This is a genomic window from Paraburkholderia sp. RAU6.4a, assembly GCF_050435625.1.
Taxonomy (GTDB): domain Bacteria; phylum Pseudomonadota; class Gammaproteobacteria; order Burkholderiales; family Burkholderiaceae; genus Paraburkholderia; species Paraburkholderia tuberum.
This window is the reverse complement of the sequence record NZ_JBNDKQ010000003.1, coordinates 1,379,593-1,400,477: the sequence shown is the minus strand read 5'-3', so window position 1 is coordinate 1,400,477 and position 20,885 is coordinate 1,379,593. Positions and strand designations below refer to the sequence as shown.

The following is a 20,885-nucleotide window of genomic DNA, read 5'->3' as shown; positions in this document are numbered from 1 at the left end:
GACCAAATTGAAAAGAAAAATCAACGAAGAGAACTATGATGAATGCGCGCTGGCAAACCACTGCCTGCATTTTGCAACCACCGTTGCCCACACCAAGCCGAGCACCGAAATCTCGTTCGTTGAGCCCGCAGTGTTGTCGCTGCGTCTTGCCGCCACGGGTCTTTTTTCTCCAGTGGACGATGAGGCGAACGCGTCCGCGCTGGCTAAGGATGCCTCTGTAGCAGCCGGACGATCCGCGAGTTCCTTCAGCAAATTTGCCGCGAATTGACGGACCATCTGTTCCGATACGGCGTTGATGATTCCAACCCCGCGGCCATACTGCGCCACCTGCCCCGCCATATTCACAGTGGTGTGGACGTCGACCTGAGTGCCGGCGACGTCACTGAGTCGCGATAGAGAAAACGTCGTCACCGTAGTGGCTGATCCCCGGTTTTTGGTCTCCTGCCATGTGGCGGTGACAGTCGCCGTATACGCGTCTCCCAACGGTGCGCTCAATGTGACCGTGCCGGCGAATTCCATCGCGATGGGACCCAGCTTGACGCGAATCAGCCCCTTATACGAATCCTTGCCGAGTGTGTCAGTCAGCGTCGCACCGGGAAAGCAGGACACGACCAGCGGCACGTCGAGTAGTGCCTTCCAGGTATTCTCGATAGTCGAGTCGACCGAAAAGCGATTTACGATTTCCATGCTTCCCCACCTTCATCCGTGTATTTCTCAAACAAGCCTAATAAAACTTCCGCGTACGCATCGGGCGTATCGACACATGCGAGGTGAGCGGCAGCGCCCAGCGTTCGTTCCTTCGCGCCAGGGATCCCTTGTGCCAACTTCGCCGATACTGCTCTGGGTATGCTCATGTCCAGTTCGGCGTTCAGCACGAGCGTCGGCACCTCGATGTCGCGCAAAAGACCAGACACGTCATCCGTGGAAATGGCGCGCAATATTTCCAGGTAATCCGTTGAAGCCATGGCTGCAATCTGCTGGGCAAGTCGTTCGCGCTTCGGATACGCGGTGTTCCTGTGGAGGGTCTGCTCCACGTACATGCGCGCAAAGAGATGCATAGGCAGTTTATTCAACATCCCCTCGGCTGCGGCGAGCCGCTTTTCCACCGCGGGTCCTGAAACGCCTGCGTAAGCGCTCGACAAGACCATGACAGCAACGCGTCGACCCAACTTCGAGGCAACGCGTACCGCAGTCAGTCCCCCCATCGAGATGCCCACCAGGCCAAAACAATCGAGGCCGATGGCCTCCGCCACTGCGACAACGTCGTCGGCGACAGCGTCCGGATTCCACGCGCTTCGCTTCGTCGAGTCGCCATGACCTCGGGCATCTATCGCCACGACTCTATATTTCGCGGTGAGTGCGGGCAGAATGTCGTCCCACAGCGCGCTCGATGTGCCGAGACTGTGCAGCAAAACGACCGCGGGCCCATTGCCGACGTCAATATAGGCAATGCGTTCGCCGTCGACGGTCAGAAACCGCTTCTCGTGGGACGGCACGAACGGCGCTGTCACGTCGAGGCGCGCCGCAATCGATTCCGCCAGAACGTCGGCGGCAAGCGTGGCAAGCTTTGGCGAATGCAGACCGGGCGACTCGCGCAGGAAGGTCTTGACTCCGCGTAATGCCTGTGGAGCCCGGCTGTTCATGAAGGCGATGAAATCGTCCAGCGCTTTGTCCAGTTCCCAAGGAGCGACAATTTCGCCGATCAGCCCATAGTCCAGAGCGGTCGCCGCGTCGATGGGCTGGCCCGTTAGAACCAGACGCGAAATCGCTTTGACATGGACACGCGCGACGAGAACGGACATCAGCAGTGCAGGAGCAAACTGCTTCGCCAGTTCATCAGCCTCGAACTGGCTACGCACGTCGGCGACCGCATAGTCGCTCGCTGCAACGATTGCGCAACCCATACCCGAAGCGAGCCCTTTGACGAAACAGGCAACAGGTACCTCACTCGAACGGATTGCCTCATAGAGTGCGAGAATGGGCGCCGCACCCCGTGCCTTGATTGCGGGGCGTGGATCTTCCGTTGGGGAAAGCGCCGGCGGTGGCGATGCGGCTCGCCCTGCGCAGAAGTTCTCACCCTCCCCGGACAAAACGATGGCCACGGTACTCTCGGGAGGATCGCTGATCACCTGCGTGAGCGCTCGCATCATCGCGTCATCCAACTCGTTCCTGCCGTCAGCACTGTTCAGGGCGATATGCAGAACATCACCCTTCATCTTCAGCAGAAGATTTTCATGCATGCCGATCTCCTCGTTCATCGCGATTTCACGCCGGGTGATGGCATGCCTGGTACAAACTGCCGAACAACCCCCTGATTCTGAAGTGTCCTCAGTGCCTCGGCATCAAGGCCGATGTACTCCCCGAGTACGACGTTCGTGTGCTCCCCCAGATGCGGTGGGTAACTCGCATCAGCATGCCCCGGATCATCAAACTTGATTGGATTGCCGGGCACGCGCACATGAGATCCCGCTCGACTGCGAAGCTCGACGACCATATCTCGATGCGCGACCTGGGAGGCATTCAGTGCTTTATCAACTGTCTTCACCAGAGCAGCCGGAATCGAAGCCGAATTCAGCGATTCGAGCCAACTCTGCGCCGGTTCGTCACGGAAGCGCGCCTCCAGTATTTCCCATAGCGGCACCTTGTTCACGAGCCGTGTGGCCGAATCCTTGAATCGCGGGTCGTGTACGAGGTGTGGCAACCCGACGGCCTTGCACAGATCCGCCCACATGCGTTCCGTGTTGGCGGTCACGACCAGTGAAACGCCGTCGCCACATTCGAACGCGCGGTAGGTCGGTATCGAATCGTGGCCTCGTCCCTGCGGTTCCGGCACGTCTCCAGACAGCAGGTAATAAGCACCTTGATAACACAGCATCGCGATTTGCGCGTCGAGCATTGACACATCGACGAACCGTCCTTCGCCAGAAGTCTGGCGCTCGACCAGCGCAGCGAGAATGCCCATCACGCCATACATGCCGGCCGCCAGGTCGCCGATCGGAATGCCGGCGCGAACGGACGCCCTGCCGGGCTCCCCGGTCAGACTCATGCCCCCCGACATCGCCTGCACGATCATGTCGTAAGCGGGTAGATCACTGTCCGGGCCCGTCTGTCCGAACCCGCTGATACTGCAATAGACGAGCCGCGGATTGCGCGCGCGAAGCTCCGCCTCACCAAGTCCGAGCCGCTCCATTACACCCGGGCGATTGTTTTCTACAAGGACATCGAAATGCGCGGCCAACTCCCGAACGAGTTCGGTACCCCTCTCCGTCTTGAGGTCGATGACAACACTCTTCTTGTTGCGATTGACTGCGAGATAGTAAGCGCTGTCCCCCTCGACGAAATGGGGGGGTACGCCGCGCGCGAGCTCGCCGCCGGGCGGCTCAATTTTGACGATCTCAGCGCCGAGGTCACCGAGGATTTGCGTTCCGAAGGGGCCCGACAGGAACTGCGTGAGGTCTAGAACCCTCACACCGCTCAGCGGACCAGTTTTTCCAGAGTCCATATCGTTATCCAGCAAGTTCTTCGTTCAAGGTGTGTCGAGGGCGACGTCGCTGTACGCGCCAGCGGCATGCAGACGATCAAAGATCATTTCAGGCAGCACGGGTGTTTCGTCAAAACGAATTGACCATCGGCTCAGCGCATCCTCAATGGCACTGACGATCGCCGCGGATGCAGGAATCGTCCCGCCTTCCCCGGCCCCTTTGACGCCGAGAGGGTTGTTCGGCGAGGGGGAAACAAGATGCGCCATCTCTATGTGGGATGGCATGTCGAGTGCGGTAGGCAGCAGAAACTCGGCAAAATTCGTCGCAAGCGGCTGGGCATTCTCGTCGTAGCCGTGGCGCTCGAGCAGCGTATTTCCGATCCCATGGGAAATAGCGCCAATCACTTGCCCCTCGACGAGCATCGGATTGATCACGGTCCCGCAATCGTGTGCAACGCCGTAGCGCAAGACCTTTACGTAGCCAGTCCCGATATCCACCTCGACTTCCGCGAACGCCGTTCCGTTGGCGTAGACGCTGGCTTTCGGGGAGAAATAATGCGTGACGGTCATGCCCGCATCCAGCCCGTCAGGTAGCGTGAACCCAGGTATCCCATAAGACATTCGAGCGATTTGCCCAAGCGGCAACGCCTTTTCCGGCTGACCTCGCACGCGTGCGGTGCCACGTGCGATCTCGATCTGATCCAGCGGAACACGAAGGGCGTGTGCGGCGAGCCCCCTGATTTTTCCAGCGAGCTTGCCGCATGCGATGTGGATGGCATTTCCGGCGTTGACGGTGATCCGGCTCGCGAATGTCCCGATGCCCATTGCGAGCTTGCTCGTATCGCCGACGACTACCGTAATGGCATCCATCTCGACGCCGAGCTGATCGGCAGCGATCTGGGCAAAGATGGTTTTCATTCCTTGTCCTTGCGCACCGGCACCACCGACGTCCAGGTGTATGCGCCCGTCGTTTTGCAACGTGACTTCCGCCCCTTCATAAGGGCCGAGGCCGCAACCCTCGACATAGTTGGCAAAGCCAATCCCGAGATACCGATGCTGCGCGTGCGCGTCCTCCTGACGGGCGCGAAACGCATCCAGATCGGCAAGCTCGACGGCCTTTTCCTGAGTCTCCGGATAGTCGCCGGAGTCATATACCATCGGCGCACCGTCGCGGAATATCAGGCCAGTCTTGTACGGCATCTGGTCTGGCTGCACGAAATTGCGGCGTCGAATTTCCAGACGGGCGAGGCCGAGCTGGTCGGCTGCCGCATCGAGCATCCGCTCCATCGCGAATACCGCTTTGGGCCGTCCCGCGCCACGCACCGGCGTGGTGGGCACCATGTTCGTGCACGCCACTTTCAGCTTCACGTCGAATGCCCGGACGACGTACGGACCCAGCGACGAGGTCACCGCGATAATCGGCACGACAATGCCCCAAGGCACGTACGCACCGTTATCGTGGACCACGGAGCCGCGCACGCCGAGGATCTTTCCGTTCTTGTCGAGCGCCATCTCGAGATTCCACAATTGATCGCGCTCCTGGGTAATGCACAGGAAGTGCTCGCGCCGATCTTCGGTCCACTTGACCGGCACACCCAGCTTGAGTGCCGCCGAGGCCACGACCAACTCTTCCGGATAGGCGATGCCCTTGGGACCGAAAGCCCCCCCGACGTCCGGCATGATGACCCGGATCTTCGCTTCGTCGTAGCCGAGCGCTTGCGCGAGAAGACGTCTCTCGAGGTGCGGCGCCTGGCCTGAATTCCAGACGGTCAAATCACCGGTACCGGCATCTAGCCGCGCGAGGGTCGCGCGGCACTCCATCGGGTGCGCAGTACCGCGATGATGGAATATCTCGCGCTTGACCACGTGCGCGGCGCGCGCGAAGGCCGAGTCGACTTCGCCGAAAGCAAACGGCATGTCGAGGAGGAGGTTTGTGGGAACGTCGCTGTGAGCCCGTGGCGCATTCGGGTCGAATATCTTCCTGATGTCGCTGGCGACCGGCAGTACCTCGTAATCGATCTGCACCAGGTTAGCGGCGTCTTCGGCGATGTACCGGCTTTCCGCAATGACAACGGCAATCGCCTCGCCGACGTAGCACACCTCGTCCGCGGCCAACGGCGACCACATGCGCGGCTCATTCAGCATGTGCGTTGGTGCCAAGACCGGAATTGGCCGCCGATGTGCTTCATCCAGGTCAGCGAATGTCCACACATGGTGTACGCCCGGTACGGCCTTTGCTGCTTCCGTATCGATGTGCTTGATGCGGGCGTGCGCGTGAGACGATCGCACGAAACAGCAATGCAATGTTCCGGGAAGGTGGATATCGTCGACGAATTGCCCCTCGCCTTTGAGCAGCGCGGGGTCTTCGGTGCGCTTGACGGGTTTGCCGACATATCGCGCACCCACGCTCGAATCCGAGGGGGGATCGCTGTCTTTTGAGTATGCGGTAACCAGTCCGAAAACGGGATCGGGCTCGCCGCGCATTCGGGCGGCCGCGAGTAGCGCCGCTTCGACTATGGCCTGGTAGCCCGTGCAGCGGCAGATGTTCCCGCTGATCGCATCGCGAACTTCGGCCTCGCACGGGTCGGGGTTGGCTAGCAGAAACTCCGTTAGCGTGGTCAACATGCCTGGCGTGCAGTATCCGCACTGCAATGCATGGCGATCCTGAAACGCCTGCTGCAGGATGCCGAGCGAGCCGTCGGTATTCGCCAGCCCCTCTACAGTTGTGACCGTCCGCCCGTCGACCTGACCACAAAGCTGAAGGCAGGAGCGCATGGAACGTCCATCCACCAGTACCGTGCATGCCCCGCAAACACCATGCTCGCAGCCGTAATGCGTGCCCGTCTTGCCAAGCTGGTGACGAAGAAAATCGCCGAGCGTCACTCTGGGGTCGATGTCGCAGGTCATTGCCTGTCCGTTCAGTTCGAAGGCAATCTTTCTCTGTTCGACGATTTCGATTTTCTGATCCATGATGCCCTCAGCTTGCGTTCAATGCGCGAGCGAACGCGCGCCCAAGCGCACGCTCGGTCACGGTCCACGCGAGACGTTTCCGATATGCGGCACTGGCGCTCGTGTCGCTAAGGGCGTCAATCCAGCTTGCTCTGCTGGCTCCTGCCTTTGCCAGACCGGCGCTGGGCTGCTGTCCCTGGAGGACGTCGTCAAGCTGCAGACGACAAGGTTTGCTGCCCATCCCGCACAGGACCGCATCAGCGCGCGTGATTGCGTGATTTACGTCGACCGACACCATGGCCGCGGCGCCGACGATTGCGAAGTCCCCATGTCTGCGCGCGAATTCCTCGAACGCATATCCGTGTGGCTGATTCCAGATACGAAGGCGAATTTGCGTCACCATTTCGTCCGGCTCGATCGAAGTAGTCATGAAGCCGCGCGCGAATTCTTGAAATGGGATGCGCCGCTCTCCACCGGGTCCCACGGCGACGATGGTCGCATTGAAGATTTCGGCAAGAGCGGGCTGCTCCGAGGCCGGATCGAGATTGCAAACGCTTCCGACAAAAGTGCCTCGATTGCGCGTCTGAATATGGCCGACCAATCGATAGGCCTCCACCATCAGCGGTGCGTATTGTTGAATCAAAGGAGATTGCTCGATATCCCGCTGGCGAACCAATGCGCCGACGCAGACCTCGTCGCCTTCCAACTTTATCCCGTCGAGGCCAGGTATCGCGTTCACGTCGACCAGGTGGTCCACATACGCGTAGCGCATGGCCAACATCGGCATCAGCGTCTGTCCGCCAGCGACGATGCGTGCGTTGTCCAGCGTGGAGAGTAGCTCAACGGCACGCGCCACGCTTTCCGGACGGTGCCAGGTAAAGGGTGCTGACTTCATTTCTCACCTTCCAAGAATGTGTATCGCGCACGCACCGTGATCGAAGCCGTAGGTGCCTCCACCGGTGATGTGCGCCAGCCCGACTCGTGGACCGCGCGGCTCGTCTTGCCCGACCTGCCGTGCGCCGCAGCGACCCTGCAGCTGGCGTGTTATTTCGACGATCTGCGCGATCCCTGACGCTCCAAGCGGATGGCCCCTGCAGAGCAGACCGCCGGACGGGTTGAACGGGATCCGTCCGTTCAGCGCCGTTTGACCGTCTCTGATCAAACCCGCCCCGTCTCCGTGGGCGGCAAAACCCAGTGCTTCGTAGTACAGCAATTCGGCGATGGTGAAGGCGTCGTGACACTCGACGAGATCGATGTCGGAAGGGCCGATACCGCAGGATTCGTAGGTTTCGCTCGCGCAACGCATCGTGACTTCGGGAGTCGTCATATCCCTCCCTCCCTGCATATAACGGCCCGACGTCAGATGGGACGCAAGAATCTTCACGGCGCCTTGCCGATTCGCAATGGGAAGGTCGGAGGCTTCAAGCACCACTGCGGCTGCGCCGTCGCCGAGCGGGCAGCACTGATGCAAAGTCAGCGGCGAGGCCACCTGCCGGCTGCTGAGCACTTCATCCACTGAGATGGTGCTGCGGATCTGTGCGTAGGGGTTGAGCGCTCCGTTCGCCCTGGCCTTGACAGCGATCTGCGCGAGATCGCGGGCTGATAAATCGAATTCATGCATGTAGCGCTGTGCGCGCATTGCATACAGCGCCGGCATCGTCAATCCGTTCGCCGCCTCGACATCCTCATCGCCCAGGTCAAGTGGCCCGGCTCCGAGACGAGTCAATTGCTCTACTCCAACCACGACTGCACAATCCACCGCACCTGCGGCAATCGCGAGGTAGGCGTGCCGAAATGCGCTCGCTGAGGACGAGCAGGCGTTTTCGAAATTCGCCGCTTCGATGCCGGTCAGCCCCGTCTCCCGTGCGATGCGTTGGGCAGCCAACGGACCACCGGATACCGTACCGCAATAGACTGCGCCGATGCGTCGGCGATCGATTCCGGCTTCATCAAGTGCCTCGATGACCGCTGGCGCGGCGAGTTGGGAAAGACTCACTTCCGGGAAACGTCCAAAACGAATCATGCCTGTGCCAACGACGCTCACACTCCTCAAACCGTTCGTCACGCTCATGAATTTTCCTGCTGAGAAATTTCACCGGGCGCGGTAAAGAAATAGATGAATTGGCTCGCTTGTTTGTTTGCTGGTTGCACTCGCAATTCGAGCTGCTGCCCCGTCTGTACGGCGCCAACGTGCATTTCGATGCGCCCGAAGACCCGCAGACCATCGCTCAGGTCCACATACCCGACGGTGTAGGGCGTGTCGACGCCTCGTGGTCCCATATGCACCACGCTGTGGCAGTAGAGGGTGCCGATCGCCGGCAACGGCGACGCGACGAAGTCACGACCGCCGCATTGTGGGCACACGGTGAGTACCGGATAGATCGGCGTTTCGCAATCGGAGCACTTCACCCCTAGTAATGACCAGCCCTTCCCGCCTCTTACAACTGAGGCTGTCCCTAATCGTCTGAAACCGTTCACGCTGACTCCACTCCTGTACGTTTTAATGGTGTAGTGTGTAATACACTATACTAGCAAGCGGTAGCCAGGAAGGTAGGGCAAACCCGGTGCTCGCGGTTGCCTTCAGAGAGAATCGACATGCCGCCTGCTGGTCGGGAGCGCCGTCGCTATATGCTGTTGCCGATGCATCGGCAACCGGTCAGTGCAGAGCGTGAGCCGCGAAGTCTGCTCATCCATCTGATTCCGAAAAATCGTCGGCGGCCTCGCTTGCTGGCGAGTTTCTCCAACGGCGGGCAGAATGCCTTGCAGACCGATAGTTTTGGAGCTTATAAGTGGCAATAGCGAAGGCAGGAAAGAAGACGGCCCTCTCGCGGGCAGAGAATCACGCGCCGGACGGCGTACAGGGGTATCAGCAGCGTGTTAGCAGGGAAAAGCGCGCGCTGATACTGGACGTCGCAATTGCAACGTTTCTGGAAAGCGGATATGACGCGGCCACGATGGATTCCATCGGCGATCGCGCGGCAGTGTCATATGCGACCCTGTACAAGCACTTTCCCGGTAAGGAGATCCTCTTCAGCGATGCGATGGACCATCTCTTCCATCAGTTGTTCGCACGCTGGAAGGATCACGCCGTGCCCCCGGAGGTCGAGTCGGGCTTGCGCGAGATTGCCCGGGCATACAACGAGCTTGTTTCCGAGCCCAGCATGATTGCCGCAATGCGGCTGGTCATTGCTCAAGTGCGAAGCTTTCCCGACATGGCACTTCGCTTCCAGCGCGCGAAAGATCTCTTCAGCGACGTAACGGACGCCTGGTTGACAAAGCGGGTGGAAGAAGGCCGCCTGAAGATTGCCGACGTGCGGCTCGCACGCGCCGAATTCATCGGCATGTTGGGAGAAACGCTTTACTTTCCCCGTCTAATGCGGATCGATCATGCGATCTCCGACGAAGACGTTGAAAGGATCATCGGCAGCGCAGTCTCCACGTTCCTGACGCGCTATCACGCGCATTGAATAACGCGTCGCGACACCTACACCACGGTGAACGAGGCGGCGCCCCGCCTTTACGCGATACCTATAGAGACAGCAATCAGCCTGATCAACACATCTGTTCGTCGATTATCCTCGTCAACGGAGACTCGACATCGCCCGTGTGCTTCATCCGCACGGGCTCGATCAGGACGATCCAGCACCCGCTATCGGCCACCGGATTGCGCAACGTGCCCCTTGGGACTACGTGCATCGAACCCGCTTGCAAATCGACGACGCGTCCGCCTTCGTATTCGATCTTCAGATGTCCGCGCACTTTCGCAATTTTCAGGTATTGATCGTTGACTTCCGTGACGACTTTCGGTGACCAGTATTTCGACCACGTCGCCGAACGCGGCTTCGAGGTCGAACGATTCGGCAAACGGATGGATTGCCATGACTATATCCCGGTCGGAAAGGCGAAAATGGCGAGCAGCACGAGCGCAAGCAGAGCCATGTCCACCAGACTCAACTTAGGGAGTCTTCGCGTTAGATGGCACCTGCAAGAACGGGACGTTGTTGAACTTCGAATTCACTGCCCCCTTCTCGACGAGACGGATTCAAACGAACACCTTTCGCAGCCGACTGGGTTGAGCGCGAAGATACTGGTTCGGCGCCCTGACTTGAGCCCCAAAGTGAGCCGCAGCGTGCCAAGGCCAGCGAGGGTCAAAGAGCACGGCCCGAGCAAGCGCGATCAGATCGGCATCTCCCGTGCTGAGAATGGATTCGGCTTGTTCGAACTCAGTGATCATGCCGACGGCGATGACAGGGAGCGTCGTCTCCTGCTTCACTGCCCGCGCGAAGGGAACCTGATAGCCAGGCCCGATCGGAATTTGCGCGGCTGGGTTCGAACCACCACTCGAGACATTGATCGCGGCACAGCCTCTAGCCTCCAGTGCGTGGACAAAGGCGATCGCGTCCTGCACGGACCACCCGCCGTCCACCCAATCAGTAGCCGATATCCGCATCGTCACGGGGCGATCATGCGAAAATGCGTCTCGCACGGCTTCGAAAACCTCGAGTGGAAAACGCATTCGGTTTTCCAATGAGCCGCCGTACTCATCGTCCCTGTGGTTTGAGAGAGGCGAGAGGAATTGATGGAGCAGATAGCCGTGCCCACCAAGGATTTGAATGAAATTCAACTCAAGCCGGGAGGCGCGTTGCGCTGCGGCCGCGAAGGCGTCGCGAATTGCGGCCAGACCATCGCGGTCCAAGGCGGTGGGAGGTGTCTCGCCGGCCGCAAAAGCGACCGGGGATGGGCCGTAGGTGTTCCAACCATTTGCGCGAACATATGGAATCTGTGCGCCGCCGTCCCATAATTTTTGTCGAGACCCTTTTCGGCCAGCATGGTTGAGCTGGATTCCAATCGGCGTATCAGACCACCGCCGAACGCCCTGCAGCACTCGTGCCATGGAGACTTCGCACTCGTCCGAAAAGAGCCCCACGTCACCATAGCTGGTGCGTCCCTCGGGGGTGACCGCCGTCCCCTCAATGGTTAGCGCCGCCGCACCTGAAACCGCCAGCTGGCCGAGGTGAATCAGGTGCCAATCGCTCATCTGCCCGTCTTCGGCCGAGTACTGGGCCATCGGGGCGATCACGATCCGGTTGGCTAATTTCAAGTTGCCGACTTGTATCGGCGAGAACAGCGTTGGGTGACTCATAACAACTCCTTCCGGCGCGTTTTAGCGCCGTCGAGGTGCTTCGTAAAACCCGCGCGCGACACGCTGATGTCGACGAGGCGCTTTTCGTTCCTGACCGCCACAGCGACACGGTCGAGGTCGTCGAGGTTCGCGGCGTCAGACGATGCCGCCGCGCCAACCGTCATCGCCCAGCCTTTCGGGTTGAGCCAGAGCAGCAGGAAACCGTTGACGAGCGTAACCGGCCGCGCGGGGCCGTTGTTCGCGTTTGGCGGCCCGCTGCGCGCGATGCGCCACGCGAGCCACAGCAGATACGCCGAGCCGAGCGCCCTCACCGCCGTTTGCAGCGACGGCAGCGTGAGAAGCAGGCCGCCAAGCCCGAGCGCAGCGAGCAAGGCGAGGCCCATCGCGATGCCCAGCATCAGCGGTATCGAGCGTACGAAGCCAAAGCGTGCGCCTGAGGTGATGGCGAGCGTGGTCGCGCCGCCGGGCGTCACGGTCGCGACGGCGACGAAGAGCAGAAGCGGCAGAATCGAGGTCATCGGTGCAAAATCGAATGAGCGAATTTGCACTGTACGGATCGTCGAAGCATCGTGAAAGCTAATAATGTTGATGCGGTACATTACGCGCCATAATGCATAGATGAGCCGAAACCTCGATCTCGATCTGGTCCGCACCTTCGTTGCCGTCGCCGATAGCGGCAGCATGACGGTCGCCGCGAATCTGCTGCACATGACGCAAGGCGCCGTGAGCCAGCAGGTGAAGCGCCTCGAAGATGTGCTGGATTGCCTTCTGTTCGTTCGCAAGACACGCCGCCTGGAACTGTCGCACCAGGGCGAGCAGTTTCTCGTGAAGGCGCGCAAGCTGCTGCGGCTGAACGATGAAATCTGGGCCGACATGACCGGCCAGCCGTTGCGCGGCGCCTTGCGTGTGGGCGTGCCTTACGATCTCGTGATGCGGCTCGCGCCCGCGATGAAGGCGTTCGCCGACGCGCATCCGCACGTCGAAATTTCGTTGGTGTGCGCGGCGTCGCCAGAGCTGAGCGAAGCGGTGAATAGCGGTCGCGTGGACGTGTCGTTGGTCGAATATGTCGCGAGCGAAGCCGAAGGTGAAGTGGTCTGTGCGGCGGCGGCATTAGAAGGGGTGCGAGTGCCGCTCACCTGATTCACGAAGCAGGCGTTCGATGAAACTCAGCAAGCGCCTGGCATTCTTGTGCTCAGATGCCCTGTCCGCCAGACACTTCGATGCGCTGCGCGTTGACCCAGCGGTTGTCCCCGGACAGCAGGCTGGCGATCATCGGCCCGATGTCGTCAGCCGCGCCGACGCGGCCCAAGGCGGTCATGTCCGCGAAGAACTGGTTGAACTCCGGGGTGTCACGCACAGGCCACCGAAGAAGTCCGTCTCGATCGCGCCCGGTGCCACGGCGTTGACCGTGATCTTGCGGCGGCCCAATTCCTTCGCCATGTAGACGGTGAGCACTTCGATAGCCCCCTTGACCGAGGCGTAAGCCGACCACCCTTCGGCAGACACGCGGGTCAGACCAGTGGAAAGGTTCACGATGCGGCCGCCATCGGCGAGTAGCGACAGCAGCTTCTGGGTGAGGAAGAACACGCCCTTAAAGTGCACATTGACCAGTTTGTCGAACGCTACCTCGCTCATCTCAGCGATCGGCGCAACGTCACCATGGCCAGCATTGTTGATCAGGTGGTCATAGGCTGTCGCGCTGCCAGGTCTGGCGCAGCACGGTCTTCAGCCGCTCAGCGAAGGCCGGGAACGTCGATGCGTTGCTGGCATCGAGTTGCAGGGCAACCGCCTTGCGACCCAGCTTCTCGATCTCGGCGACGACAGCCGTGACCTCTGCTTCGCGGCTCTGGTAGGTGATGATGACGTCGCCGCCTTTGCGGGCGATCGACAGGGCGGTATTGCGGCCGAGGCCGCGGCTGGAACCCGTGACGAGGGAAACCGTGCTCATGGCTAACTCCTTTGCAGGTGGTGGAAGTAGGCGTTCATTTTGTTGCTGAGAGCGCCAACCACCTTTGCCTAAATCTCGGAGTCCTTGGCCTTTTTCTCCGAAGGTGGTATCTCCAGTCGCCTGAACTCGCTACGATGGCCATGTGAAAAAAGACCATGATACGCAGGTATGAGTGACATATTACTTGACGCGGTGCGCCGCTACGCCGAGGCGTATGCTGGCCCGACCGGCGTGGCCCAAACCCCCATTCCCGGCCTGACTACTATCCGGGCGACGAAGCCGAGCGGGATCGACTACGCAATCTCCCGACCGCTCGCCTGCCTTGTCTTGCAAGGAAGCAAGAGAGTGACGATGGGGACGCAGACGTTCGACTTCAGCTCAGGCGATTCGCTGCTGATTACGTCCGACGTGCCGACGGTCAGCCAGATCACGCGCGCCAGCTCCGCCGAACCGTACTTCTCGCTGGTGCTGGATCTGGACCTGACGGCCATCGCGGAACTCGCCGTGGAGATGAAGTAAGGGCCAGTGGCCCAAGGGTCATCCGTGCGGGTCGAACCGTCCGACTCCGAGGTTGCCGACGCGGTGCTGCGCCTGATGCGTTTGATCGAGCGTCCCACGGCACTGCCGGTTCTGCAAGTGCAACTCGTGCGTGAAATGCACTACTGGCTGCTGGTCGGAAAGCACGGCTCCGTGATTCGCCAGCTCGGCTGGCCGGAAAGCCACGCCCAGCGCGTGGCGCGCGCCGTCGCCTTGCTGCGCGCCGAGTTCACACAATCGCTTCCGATCGAGCGCCTAGCGTCAGCGGCCGGCATGAGTTCTTCGTCGTTCTACCAGCACTTCCGGGCGGCGACCTCGTTGTCGCCGCTGCAATTCCAGAAGTAGTTGCGCCTGATCCAGGCCCGCAGGCTGATGATGTGGGAAGGCGTGTCAGCCAGCAGCGCGGCGTTTTCAGTAGGCTATGAAAGCGTCCAGCAATTCACGCGGGAATACCGACGAATGTTCGGTTTACCGCCGGGCAAAGACACCGATGCGACCAGGAGCGCTGTCAGCGCGGACGCCTAAATGGCAGAAAAAGGACTCGCATCCCCAAGACACCACCAGGATGCTTCACCCATGGTGGTGTCTTGGGGATGCGAGCGAGTCGCACGATTCCTCCCGTTTAGAAGAATCCCTAACAGATACGTCCACCGTTCTTGGTGTGCTGGTGCGATCTTTCTATCTGGCGGAGGGAACGCCTAGAGCCGGGCACCGCCCGTCGCGTCGATCACCTGTCCCGTAGTCCAGCGTGCCTCATTCGATGCGAGGAAGGCGATGACGTCAGCCACATCGGCAGGTTGCCCCACTCGCGAGAACACCGACATAGCCTCCGCGCCGGCGCGCGCCTCCGGTACCGTTATCCACGCCGCATTCATGTCAGTCTCCGTCACACCCGGCATGACCGCATTCACCGTGATGCCGCGCGGACCGAACTCAGGGGCAAGCGACAACGTCAGCGTTTCAATGGCACCTTTCGACGCGGCGTAGGCAGGATGCGTCGGAGCCGCGACACGCGTGAAACCCGTCGAAACGTTAATGATTCGTCCATTGTCGCGAATGTGATCGGCAACAGCCTGAATCAGGAAGAATGGTGCCTTGAAGTTGACCGTCATGATCTCGTCGAAGACGGACTCACTGGTCTGAGAAAGGGGAATTGCCGGTGCCACGCCAGCATTGTTGACGAGAATGTCAAGCCAAGGCTCGCCCGTGGCGGCGATCGCGGCTGCCTTGAACTGCTCCCAGATACTATCCGTTGCTTCTTTACCGCGATTCAAGTCCGCCTTGATCGCGATGGCTTTTGATCCGAGAGCCTCGATCTCGCGGATGGTGTCGTAAGCCGCATCGGCATTGCTGCCGTAGTGCACGCCGATGAGCGCGGCCCCTTCTCTCGCAATGGCCAGTGCTACAGCACGGCCGATACCACGCGAGCTTCCGGTTATAAGGGCTGCCTTGTTTGAAAGTCTTGCAGACATTGACAACTCCGTTTCGACTATTTGAATAGGGATCGTTATAATAATAACGCCGGAAGAGCCTTGTCAACGCATTTTATAGGAATCGATACAAAAATGAACGGACCCGCCCGGAAACGTGGCAGACCGAGGTTGCTGGATCGCGAAGTGGGGCTCGATATCGCCGCGCGGCTGTTCTGGGAACATGGATATGAAGGCACCTCGATAGCCGACCTGACCGGGGCCATGGGTGTCCCGCCGCCGTCCCTCTACGCAACGTTCGGCTCGAAGGAGGATCTTTACAGACAGGCGCTCGACCATATCAGCGAGCGTGAGAACAAGCAGTGGCTGGAAGCGCTGCACGGAACCATGCCGGCCTACGATGCGATAGCGTTCTACCTGCACGACGCCGCGGCACGCTTTACCGACCCGGGAAGGCCGCGCGGCTGCATGATTTCGACTGCTGTTCTTCAACATGCTGAAAAGAGCGAGTCCGTCGCCCAGACCGTGGCCGCACGGCGGGAGCTTGGGCTACAGGCCATCAAGGCACGCTTCGACCGTGCCGTAGCCGAAGGTGAGCTTGCCACTGACACCGACACCGAAGCGCTCGCACGCTTTTATGGCGCAGTGGTGCAAGGCATGTCCGCACAAGCCTGTGACGGGGCAAGCAGGGCAACACTGAAGCGGCTGGCTGATGTTGCGTTGTCGGCATGGCCCCGGCCTCAAGCTCATCGCCAGAACCCGGTTTCGTGAGTGCGGTTCACTTTCGGCAAACACGACATGGGCGGTACCTGAGTCAATCAAGCAACGGGGTCGGCCGCGGGCCTAGCGGTGGCGTCCGCAGCGGAGCGGTCTGCGGTCACCCCGTCCGGGCCGGCCGGGGTCGGAGTCCGGCCAACAGCAGTCAGTCGTGAATTGCTTCAGAATAGTGGCCGATGGAGCAACTCCACGTTTTGTACAACCACAATTCACCGAGGCTACAAATGGTCGATTGGTCTGCTATTGCGACAGTCTTTTCTGTCTATGCGGCAGCTGCCGTTATACCCGGGCCGAACTTCGTCGCAGTCACTCACAAGGCGGTAGCCGGTAGACGCTCCGATGCGCTCGCGCTTGTCGCCGGAATCGTGACGGTGAATCTGTTCTGGGCGACTTGCGCCATCCTTGGTATCGGAATGGTGTTCGCTATTTTCCCGTGGCTCGCTGCCGGCGTAAGGCTTGCTGGCGCGGCCTATCTGATCTGGTTCGGGCTGCGGCTCGTTGTGTCGGCACGGGCAACCCCGTCAGGAGCACATTACCCAACGAAGACGCCTCTGTTTCGTGCCGCGTTCCTGCAAGGTATCGCGACAAATATCGCGAACCCGAAGTCCATCGCCTTTTATGCGGCAGTGTTTTCCTCAGCGGTGCCCGCCCACGTTTCCATGCCGACGTTCTTCGCAATGCTTGCTACTGTCGGTGCATCAGCGACGTGCTGGTACGGAGCAGTCGCGCTCGTTCTATCGCACGTGGCGATTGCGACGGCGTATCGTCGCGCGAAGGCATGGATCGACCTCACATGTGGAGGGCTCATGATTGCACTGGGAATCCGGCAGGCATTTCGTTAACAAAAGCGCCCGGCGGAGCCTATCTGAACGGCCGCTTTGCGTGTGGGCGACCGTCCCTTGCGGGTCGCGTACAGCCGTCCGCCTTCGCGGCGGAAGCCAGTTCGATATGCAAGTCGCATGAGGCACCGGTCGGCCCAGAGCGTGTCAAAACGCGTGGCCCCTGGGAATTGACGAAACCTGTCTCGGCGCGGATCGCCGCTTGTCGATTGCGGCAAGCCGAACGTCAAATCACAGCCGCACGCATCACGAAGCTCAACAAGCCCGTCCGGGCGTCACGCCCGCATCGCCTTCATAATCGCTTCTGAACCGAGTAGTTTGATCACCCGCTTCATATTGTACGCCAGCACGTGCAGGCTCATCTCCGTGCTCACCCGCTCGATGGTCCGTGTCAGAAAATGAGTAGCGCCCATCCATGCCTTGATCGTGCCGAATGGATGCTCGACAGTCTGTCGCCGGATGCGCATCATCTCGGGCGCATGATCAAGTCGCACCTGCATCTCATCAAGAACAGCTTCGTGCTCCCAGCGCGTCACGCGACGTTGAGGGGCCCGGCGTGCATTGTGCTTTTAGCGAGCATTGCTGGCAGTTTGAACTCCAGTACTTACTGATCTTCAGGCCACGCTCAATGGTCGAGAATCGCCAGATGAGCCGCTCGCCTGCCGGGCACCGATATTCGTTCGTCTTTGCGTTGTAGATGAAGTCGTCCTTGCCGAAGCGGCCATCAGCCGTTGCGCTCGATGTTAAGGTCTTCGGGACGAACACGGTTATTCCTGCCTCGTGACACGCAAGTATCTCTTCGCTCTTGTAATAGCCGCGATCCGCAACTGCAGTTGGTGACCACATGCGCGGCGATCAGATGGTGCTTCGTATCAACTGCCGTCTGGACGTTATAGCCGACAATTCCTGTTCCTCGCGCCGATGCCCACCTTCAGTTCTGACATGCCGGGTCTCCTCCTCTTGATATGAAAACGGCACCTACTGCGAGGTGCCGTTACGGCCACTACGTCACGGTTGATGCGGGCGATTTCCCTCCACCATGTGGAAGACGTGGCCCATGGGCTCTTCCCAGATCAGGTTGCGTTCCATCGCGCGCGCCGGCATGTCCTGGATCACGTACTGGATGGCGGGCTCGGTGCCCGTATTGATGTGCTCATGGCTGGCCATCGGCGGGCAGGCGAATGTGTCGCCGCGCTTCCAGTCGAAGCGCTTGCCGTCCAGGATCGAATAGCCCTCGCCCTGCACGATGTGGTAGAGCGCGTAGGAGTTATGACGGTGGGCGATGATGTGCTCGCCCGGATTGATACCCTGGATGCCGAGGAAGATCGACGGGAACACGCCACCCGCTTCGCCTGTATCGCCGTGAACCAGCGAGATGAAGCGGCGATCGGCGTTGCGCAGCGGATCTTTCATCACGACGTCTAGCCGCTCCGTCACATCCTGCCAGCGCCAGATTGCCGGGCGCAGGTTCTTCTTGACGAGGAACGGATAGTATTCGTCGTCCGTCATCATCTGCGCCCACTCGGTCCGGTCGACGACTTCCGTCACGGGTGACGTCTCGTGTTTGACTGCGTTGTCCTGGCTCATGTTTGTCTCCGTAAAAGAAAGGGGAAAGGTCGGGCTAGTGCGGATCAACGTGTCCGCACAGATACCAGTTCAGGAAGGTCCGGGTGCGCTCCCAGGCCGCCTTCGAGGCGGCCGGCCGGAACACGGCGGACCGGAACCACTCGTCGAACGCATGCGGCGCGCCCCGATAGATGAAAAGCTCATACGGCTTCTGGGCCGCGCGCAGCTGGCCGATAAATCCGTTGATCTCCTCCCGGCTGACAAGGCGATCCCAGTCGCCGTAATGACACAGCAGGGGCGCCTTCAACGAATCCACCACATCGACCGGTGCAACCGGCTTGCGCTCAGTGCGCGATGCATAGCTAAGCTGACCGTAATAGTCGACCGCACATCCCACCGCGTACTGTGCCGCCGCCAGCGCGGCATAGGTGCCGCCGATACAGAAACCAAGCAGGCCAGTTTTTGACAGCGGGAAGCCCTCGGTGTGCGCCCACGCCAGGATTTCGCCCAGATCCGCGAGCACGCGTGCATCGTCCAGCGACGCGACGGCCTCACCGATCAGCTGCGGCGTGGAAATGTCCGGAGCCGCGCCTTCCCGGCCAAAATAGTCGAGCACGGCGACCGTATAGCCGTCCGCGGCCAGATCCTTCGCGCGGCCAACGATGTAGTCGTTGACGCCCGCGATCGCCGCAAGCATCACGACGAGCGCCGGTCCTGCCTGCGTACCTGGAGCCGGCGGCAGAAGGCGGCATGAGGCGCCACCGGGAAACGAAACCTGCTGGATATCAGTGCTGTTCATGGGGGTACCTGTCCTTGTTGAATAGGAGTGTCATCGCAAAAGCTTCATGGCACAATGTGGATGATTTAGTTTTCACTATTCTCCGAATGAATAATCACCCCTCCCTGGACCTGAACCTGCTCCTCGTCTTCCGTGCGATCTGGGAGCATCGGAACGTCTCCCGCGCCGCGGAGCAGCTCGGTGTCTCGCAGCCATCCGTCAGTCACGCGTTACGGGCGTTGCGCGAGCACTTCAATGACCGGCTGTTCGTCCGGTGTGCCGGCGGGGTCATGCCGACGCCCCTCGCGCAGACCCTGGCCGACCGGATCGCGCAGGCACTGACCGCGCTCGAACAGGGACTCGAGATGCGCGACCGGTTCGATGCGCACACGAGCCGCAAGGAATTCACGATCGTCATGACCGACATCGCCGCGGCCATTATCCTGCCCCGCATCATCGATATCTGCCGGAAGGAGGCGCCCTTCGTCAGCTTCAGGACGATCGAGCTACCGACCGAAACGGTGCTGTCGGCGCTACGTGACGGCACGGCCGATCTTGCGGTCGAATTCAATCCCGCGCTTCACACTAGCCTGCTTCACAAGCCGCTATTCAGGAGCGAGTACGTCTGCATCGTCAGCGCGGACCATCCGCGCATTGGACGCAAGCTTTCGCGGACTGACTTCATGAGGGAGCGACACGCAGTCGCGCAGGCACAGGGGACGGGTCACTACGTGGTCGAGTCGACGCTGCAACGTCTCGGCCTAGTCCATCAGATCGGTGCGCGGATACCGCATTTCCTGGCACTGCCATTCATCATCGCCTCGAGCGAGATGATCGCCACCATTCCACGACCGCTGGCCGAAGTGATGCTCGGGGTCGCGCCGGTGAAGATCTTTGCGTCACCCGTGCGTCTGCCGAAGCCGACCATCGAATTGCTGTGGCACGAGCGGCTGCACGATGACATGGCCACACGCTGGCTGCGCGACCTGCTGCCCCGCGCGATGCAGCCCATCTTTGCCTCCGGGTTCAGCGGATTCGGTCATGCTCTGGAGTGACGTCGGTGTTTCAACACCGGCAGCCCGCACACGGGGATTGGAACGCTTCGGGACAGCGGGGGACCCGGCTATCAGGGTCAGCAAGTATGCGGGCTGGTTCTTTGCACGCCGGCGGCCGCGCACTGCAGTGCGGGCGGGTGCAAAGGCGTGCACCAGCGGCAGGCTCATCCCAGCCACACTCCGCTGTTTCCTCAGCCTGAAGGCGGCCCTGGAAACGAGGTGTCCGATTCGTGCGCGTCGCCATAGGGAGTCGCATGCACAGGGGAACTGGCTCATACGCCGACATGCCCGACAAGCCGCAACATGCCGATACAGCCCCCCGGGGCGCTCAAATTCGCCCGCCCCGCCCGCCCGGAAGGCTGGACTGCGCATTGCCTTGCCC

At 60.6% G+C, this 20,885-nt stretch carries 19 protein-coding genes and 4 pseudogenes; 8 read left to right on the top strand and 15 right to left on the bottom strand.

Annotated elements, in window-relative coordinates; all coding sequences use genetic code 11:
* Positions 1-33 precede the first annotated feature (33 nt).
* From OKW40_RS31105 to OKW40_RS31075, 7 genes are read right to left on the bottom strand one after another with little or no spacing between them, the layout of a single operon-like run.
* Complete coding sequence (locus OKW40_RS31105; RefSeq protein WP_429493202.1) at positions 34-687, bottom strand: SRPBCC family protein; 654 nt, start codon at positions 685-687, stop codon at positions 34-36.
* On the bottom strand, positions 675-2,258 hold the full coding sequence (locus OKW40_RS31100; RefSeq protein WP_429352723.1) for an alpha/beta fold hydrolase: 1,584 nt from the start codon (positions 2,256-2,258) through the stop codon (positions 675-677). The genes OKW40_RS31105 and OKW40_RS31100 overlap by 13 nt, the downstream gene beginning before the upstream one ends.
* On the bottom strand, positions 2,255-3,502 hold the full coding sequence (locus tag OKW40_RS31095; protein WP_429493201.1) for a CaiB/BaiF CoA transferase family protein: 1,248 nt from the start codon (positions 3,500-3,502) through the stop codon (positions 2,255-2,257). The genes OKW40_RS31100 and OKW40_RS31095 overlap by 4 nt, the downstream gene beginning before the upstream one ends.
* Positions 3,503-3,526: 24 nt before the next feature.
* Positions 3,527-6,451, bottom strand: coding sequence for a molybdopterin-dependent oxidoreductase (locus tag OKW40_RS31090; RefSeq protein WP_429493200.1), 2,925 nt, complete (start codon positions 6,449-6,451; stop codon positions 3,527-3,529).
* 7 nt (positions 6,452-6,458) lie between these two features.
* Positions 6,459-7,325 (bottom strand): FAD binding domain-containing protein, encoded by an 867-nt coding sequence (locus tag OKW40_RS31085; protein ID WP_429493199.1) that lies wholly within the window; start codon positions 7,323-7,325, stop codon positions 6,459-6,461.
* 3 nt (positions 7,326-7,328) lie between these two features.
* Positions 7,329-8,501: a thiolase family protein gene (locus OKW40_RS31080; protein WP_429352727.1), complete on the bottom strand. Its 1,173-nt coding sequence runs from the start codon at positions 8,499-8,501 to the stop codon at positions 7,329-7,331.
* Positions 8,498-8,908 (bottom strand): Zn-ribbon domain-containing OB-fold protein, encoded by a 411-nt coding sequence (locus OKW40_RS31075; protein ID WP_187616551.1) that lies wholly within the window; start codon positions 8,906-8,908, stop codon positions 8,498-8,500. Before OKW40_RS31075 ends, OKW40_RS31080 begins: the two co-directional genes overlap by 4 nt.
* Before the next feature lie 311 nt (positions 8,909-9,219).
* On the opposite strand from OKW40_RS31075, the gene OKW40_RS31070 reads away from it, so the two are divergent.
* Entirely contained in the window at positions 9,220-9,897 is a 678-nt protein-coding gene (locus OKW40_RS31070; RefSeq protein ID WP_187616550.1) for a TetR/AcrR family transcriptional regulator, read from the top strand.
* 85 nt (positions 9,898-9,982) lie between these two features.
* On the opposite strand, the pseudogene OKW40_RS31065 reads toward OKW40_RS31070, so the two are convergent.
* The 3 genes and pseudogenes from OKW40_RS31065 to OKW40_RS31055 all read right to left on the bottom strand — a co-directional run bounded on the left by OKW40_RS31065 (position 9,983) and on the right by OKW40_RS31055 (position 12,091).
* A pseudogene (locus OKW40_RS31065) lies at positions 9,983-10,310 on the bottom strand (cupin domain-containing protein).
* A gap of 162 nt (positions 10,311-10,472) precedes the next feature.
* Positions 10,473-11,573, bottom strand: a complete 1,101-nt coding sequence (locus tag OKW40_RS31060) for an NADH:flavin oxidoreductase/NADH oxidase (protein ID WP_429493198.1) — start codon at positions 11,571-11,573, stop codon at positions 10,473-10,475.
* A complete protein-coding gene (locus OKW40_RS31055; protein WP_429493197.1) occupies positions 11,570-12,091 on the bottom strand; it encodes a LysE family translocator in 522 nt (173 codons plus the stop codon). Before OKW40_RS31055 ends, OKW40_RS31060 begins: the two co-directional genes overlap by 4 nt.
* 100 nt (positions 12,092-12,191) lie before the next feature.
* Here OKW40_RS31055 and OKW40_RS31050 point away from each other — a divergent pair, with 100 nt between their 5' ends.
* Positions 12,192-12,713, top strand: a complete 522-nt coding sequence (locus OKW40_RS31050) for a LysR family transcriptional regulator (RefSeq protein ID WP_429352731.1) — start codon at positions 12,192-12,194, stop codon at positions 12,711-12,713.
* A gap of 52 nt (positions 12,714-12,765) precedes the next feature.
* On the opposite strand, the pseudogene OKW40_RS31045 reads toward OKW40_RS31050, so the two are convergent.
* Positions 12,766-13,521 (bottom strand): annotated as a pseudogene (locus tag OKW40_RS31045) (SDR family NAD(P)-dependent oxidoreductase).
* Between the two features lie 168 nt (positions 13,522-13,689).
* Between OKW40_RS31045 and OKW40_RS31040 the strand changes: the two are divergent.
* The 3 genes and pseudogenes from OKW40_RS31040 to OKW40_RS31030 form a co-directional block, all read left to right on the top strand.
* Positions 13,690-14,199, top strand: a pseudogene (locus OKW40_RS31040) (AraC family transcriptional regulator); the annotation flags it as partial.
* Complete coding sequence (locus tag OKW40_RS31035; protein ID WP_262413846.1) at positions 14,176-14,403, top strand: AraC family transcriptional regulator; 228 nt, start codon at positions 14,176-14,178, stop codon at positions 14,401-14,403. The pseudogene OKW40_RS31040 and the gene OKW40_RS31035, both read left to right, overlap by 24 nt.
* On the top strand, positions 14,404-14,583 hold the full coding sequence (locus tag OKW40_RS31030) for a helix-turn-helix domain-containing protein (RefSeq protein WP_429493196.1): 180 nt from the start codon (positions 14,404-14,406) through the stop codon (positions 14,581-14,583).
* Positions 14,584-14,756: 173 nt separating this feature from the next.
* Here the strand turns inward: OKW40_RS31030 and OKW40_RS31025 are convergent, their stop codons facing one another.
* A complete protein-coding gene (locus OKW40_RS31025; protein WP_429493195.1) occupies positions 14,757-15,530 on the bottom strand; it encodes an SDR family oxidoreductase in 774 nt (257 codons plus the stop codon).
* A 93-nt stretch (positions 15,531-15,623) separates the two neighbouring features.
* Here OKW40_RS31025 and OKW40_RS31020 point away from each other — a divergent pair, with 93 nt between their 5' ends.
* Positions 15,624-16,259 (top strand): TetR/AcrR family transcriptional regulator, encoded by a 636-nt coding sequence (locus tag OKW40_RS31020; RefSeq protein ID WP_429493194.1) that lies wholly within the window; start codon positions 15,624-15,626, stop codon positions 16,257-16,259.
* 230 nt (positions 16,260-16,489) lie between these two features.
* Positions 16,490-17,107, top strand: a complete 618-nt coding sequence (locus OKW40_RS31015) for a LysE family translocator (RefSeq protein WP_106282940.1) — start codon at positions 16,490-16,492, stop codon at positions 17,105-17,107.
* A 272-nt stretch (positions 17,108-17,379) separates the two neighbouring features.
* Here OKW40_RS31015 and OKW40_RS31010 read toward each other — a convergent pair.
* From OKW40_RS31010 to OKW40_RS31000, 3 genes and pseudogenes are all read right to left on the bottom strand, one after another.
* Positions 17,380-18,020, bottom strand: a pseudogene (locus tag OKW40_RS31010) (transposase); the annotation flags it as partial.
* 92 nt (positions 18,021-18,112) lie between these two features.
* On the bottom strand, positions 18,113-18,691 hold the full coding sequence (locus OKW40_RS31005) for a cupin domain-containing protein (RefSeq protein WP_187616546.1): 579 nt from the start codon (positions 18,689-18,691) through the stop codon (positions 18,113-18,115).
* Positions 18,692-18,725: 34 nt separating this feature from the next.
* A complete protein-coding gene (locus tag OKW40_RS31000) occupies positions 18,726-19,367 on the bottom strand; it encodes a dienelactone hydrolase family protein (protein ID WP_429352734.1) in 642 nt (213 codons plus the stop codon).
* A 158-nt stretch (positions 19,368-19,525) separates the two neighbouring features.
* Between OKW40_RS31000 and OKW40_RS30995 the strand changes: the two genes are divergently transcribed.
* Positions 19,526-20,503, top strand: coding sequence for a LysR family transcriptional regulator (locus OKW40_RS30995; RefSeq protein ID WP_429493193.1), 978 nt, complete (start codon positions 19,526-19,528; stop codon positions 20,501-20,503).
* Positions 20,504-20,885: the final 382 nt, after the last annotated feature.

Coding starts and splice junctions, on each gene's coding strand:
- OKW40_RS31035 (WP_262413846.1), top strand. CDS start 14,176: ATGCACTACTGGCTGCTGGTCGGAAAGCACGGCTCCGTGATTCGCCAG.
- OKW40_RS31025 (WP_429493195.1), bottom strand. CDS start 15,530: ATGTCTGCAAGACTTTCAAACAAGGCAGCCCTTATAACCGGAAGCTCG.
- OKW40_RS31100 (WP_429352723.1), bottom strand. CDS start 2,258: ATGAACGAGGAGATCGGCATGCATGAAAATCTTCTGCTGAAGATGAAG.
- OKW40_RS31005 (WP_187616546.1), bottom strand. CDS start 18,691: ATGAGCCAGGACAACGCAGTCAAACACGAGACGTCACCCGTGACGGAA.
- OKW40_RS31055 (WP_429493197.1), bottom strand. CDS start 12,091: ATGACCTCGATTCTGCCGCTTCTGCTCTTCGTCGCCGTCGCGACCGTG.
- OKW40_RS31090 (WP_429493200.1), bottom strand. CDS start 6,451: ATGGATCAGAAAATCGAAATCGTCGAACAGAGAAAGATTGCCTTCGAA.
- OKW40_RS31050 (WP_429352731.1), top strand. CDS start 12,192: ATGAGCCGAAACCTCGATCTCGATCTGGTCCGCACCTTCGTTGCCGTC.
- OKW40_RS31015 (WP_106282940.1), top strand. CDS start 16,490: ATGGTCGATTGGTCTGCTATTGCGACAGTCTTTTCTGTCTATGCGGCA.
- OKW40_RS31020 (WP_429493194.1), top strand. CDS start 15,624: ATGAACGGACCCGCCCGGAAACGTGGCAGACCGAGGTTGCTGGATCGC.
- OKW40_RS31105 (WP_429493202.1), bottom strand. CDS start 687: ATGGAAATCGTAAATCGCTTTTCGGTCGACTCGACTATCGAGAATACC.
- OKW40_RS31080 (WP_429352727.1), bottom strand. CDS start 8,501: ATGAGCGTGACGAACGGTTTGAGGAGTGTGAGCGTCGTTGGCACAGGC.
- OKW40_RS31000 (WP_429352734.1), bottom strand. CDS start 19,367: ATGCTTGCGGCGATCGCGGGCGTCAACGACTACATCGTTGGCCGCGCG.
- OKW40_RS31085 (WP_429493199.1), bottom strand. CDS start 7,325: ATGAAGTCAGCACCCTTTACCTGGCACCGTCCGGAAAGCGTGGCGCGT.
- OKW40_RS31095 (WP_429493201.1), bottom strand. CDS start 3,502: ATGGACTCTGGAAAAACTGGTCCGCTGAGCGGTGTGAGGGTTCTAGAC.
- OKW40_RS31060 (WP_429493198.1), bottom strand. CDS start 11,573: ATGAGTCACCCAACGCTGTTCTCGCCGATACAAGTCGGCAACTTGAAA.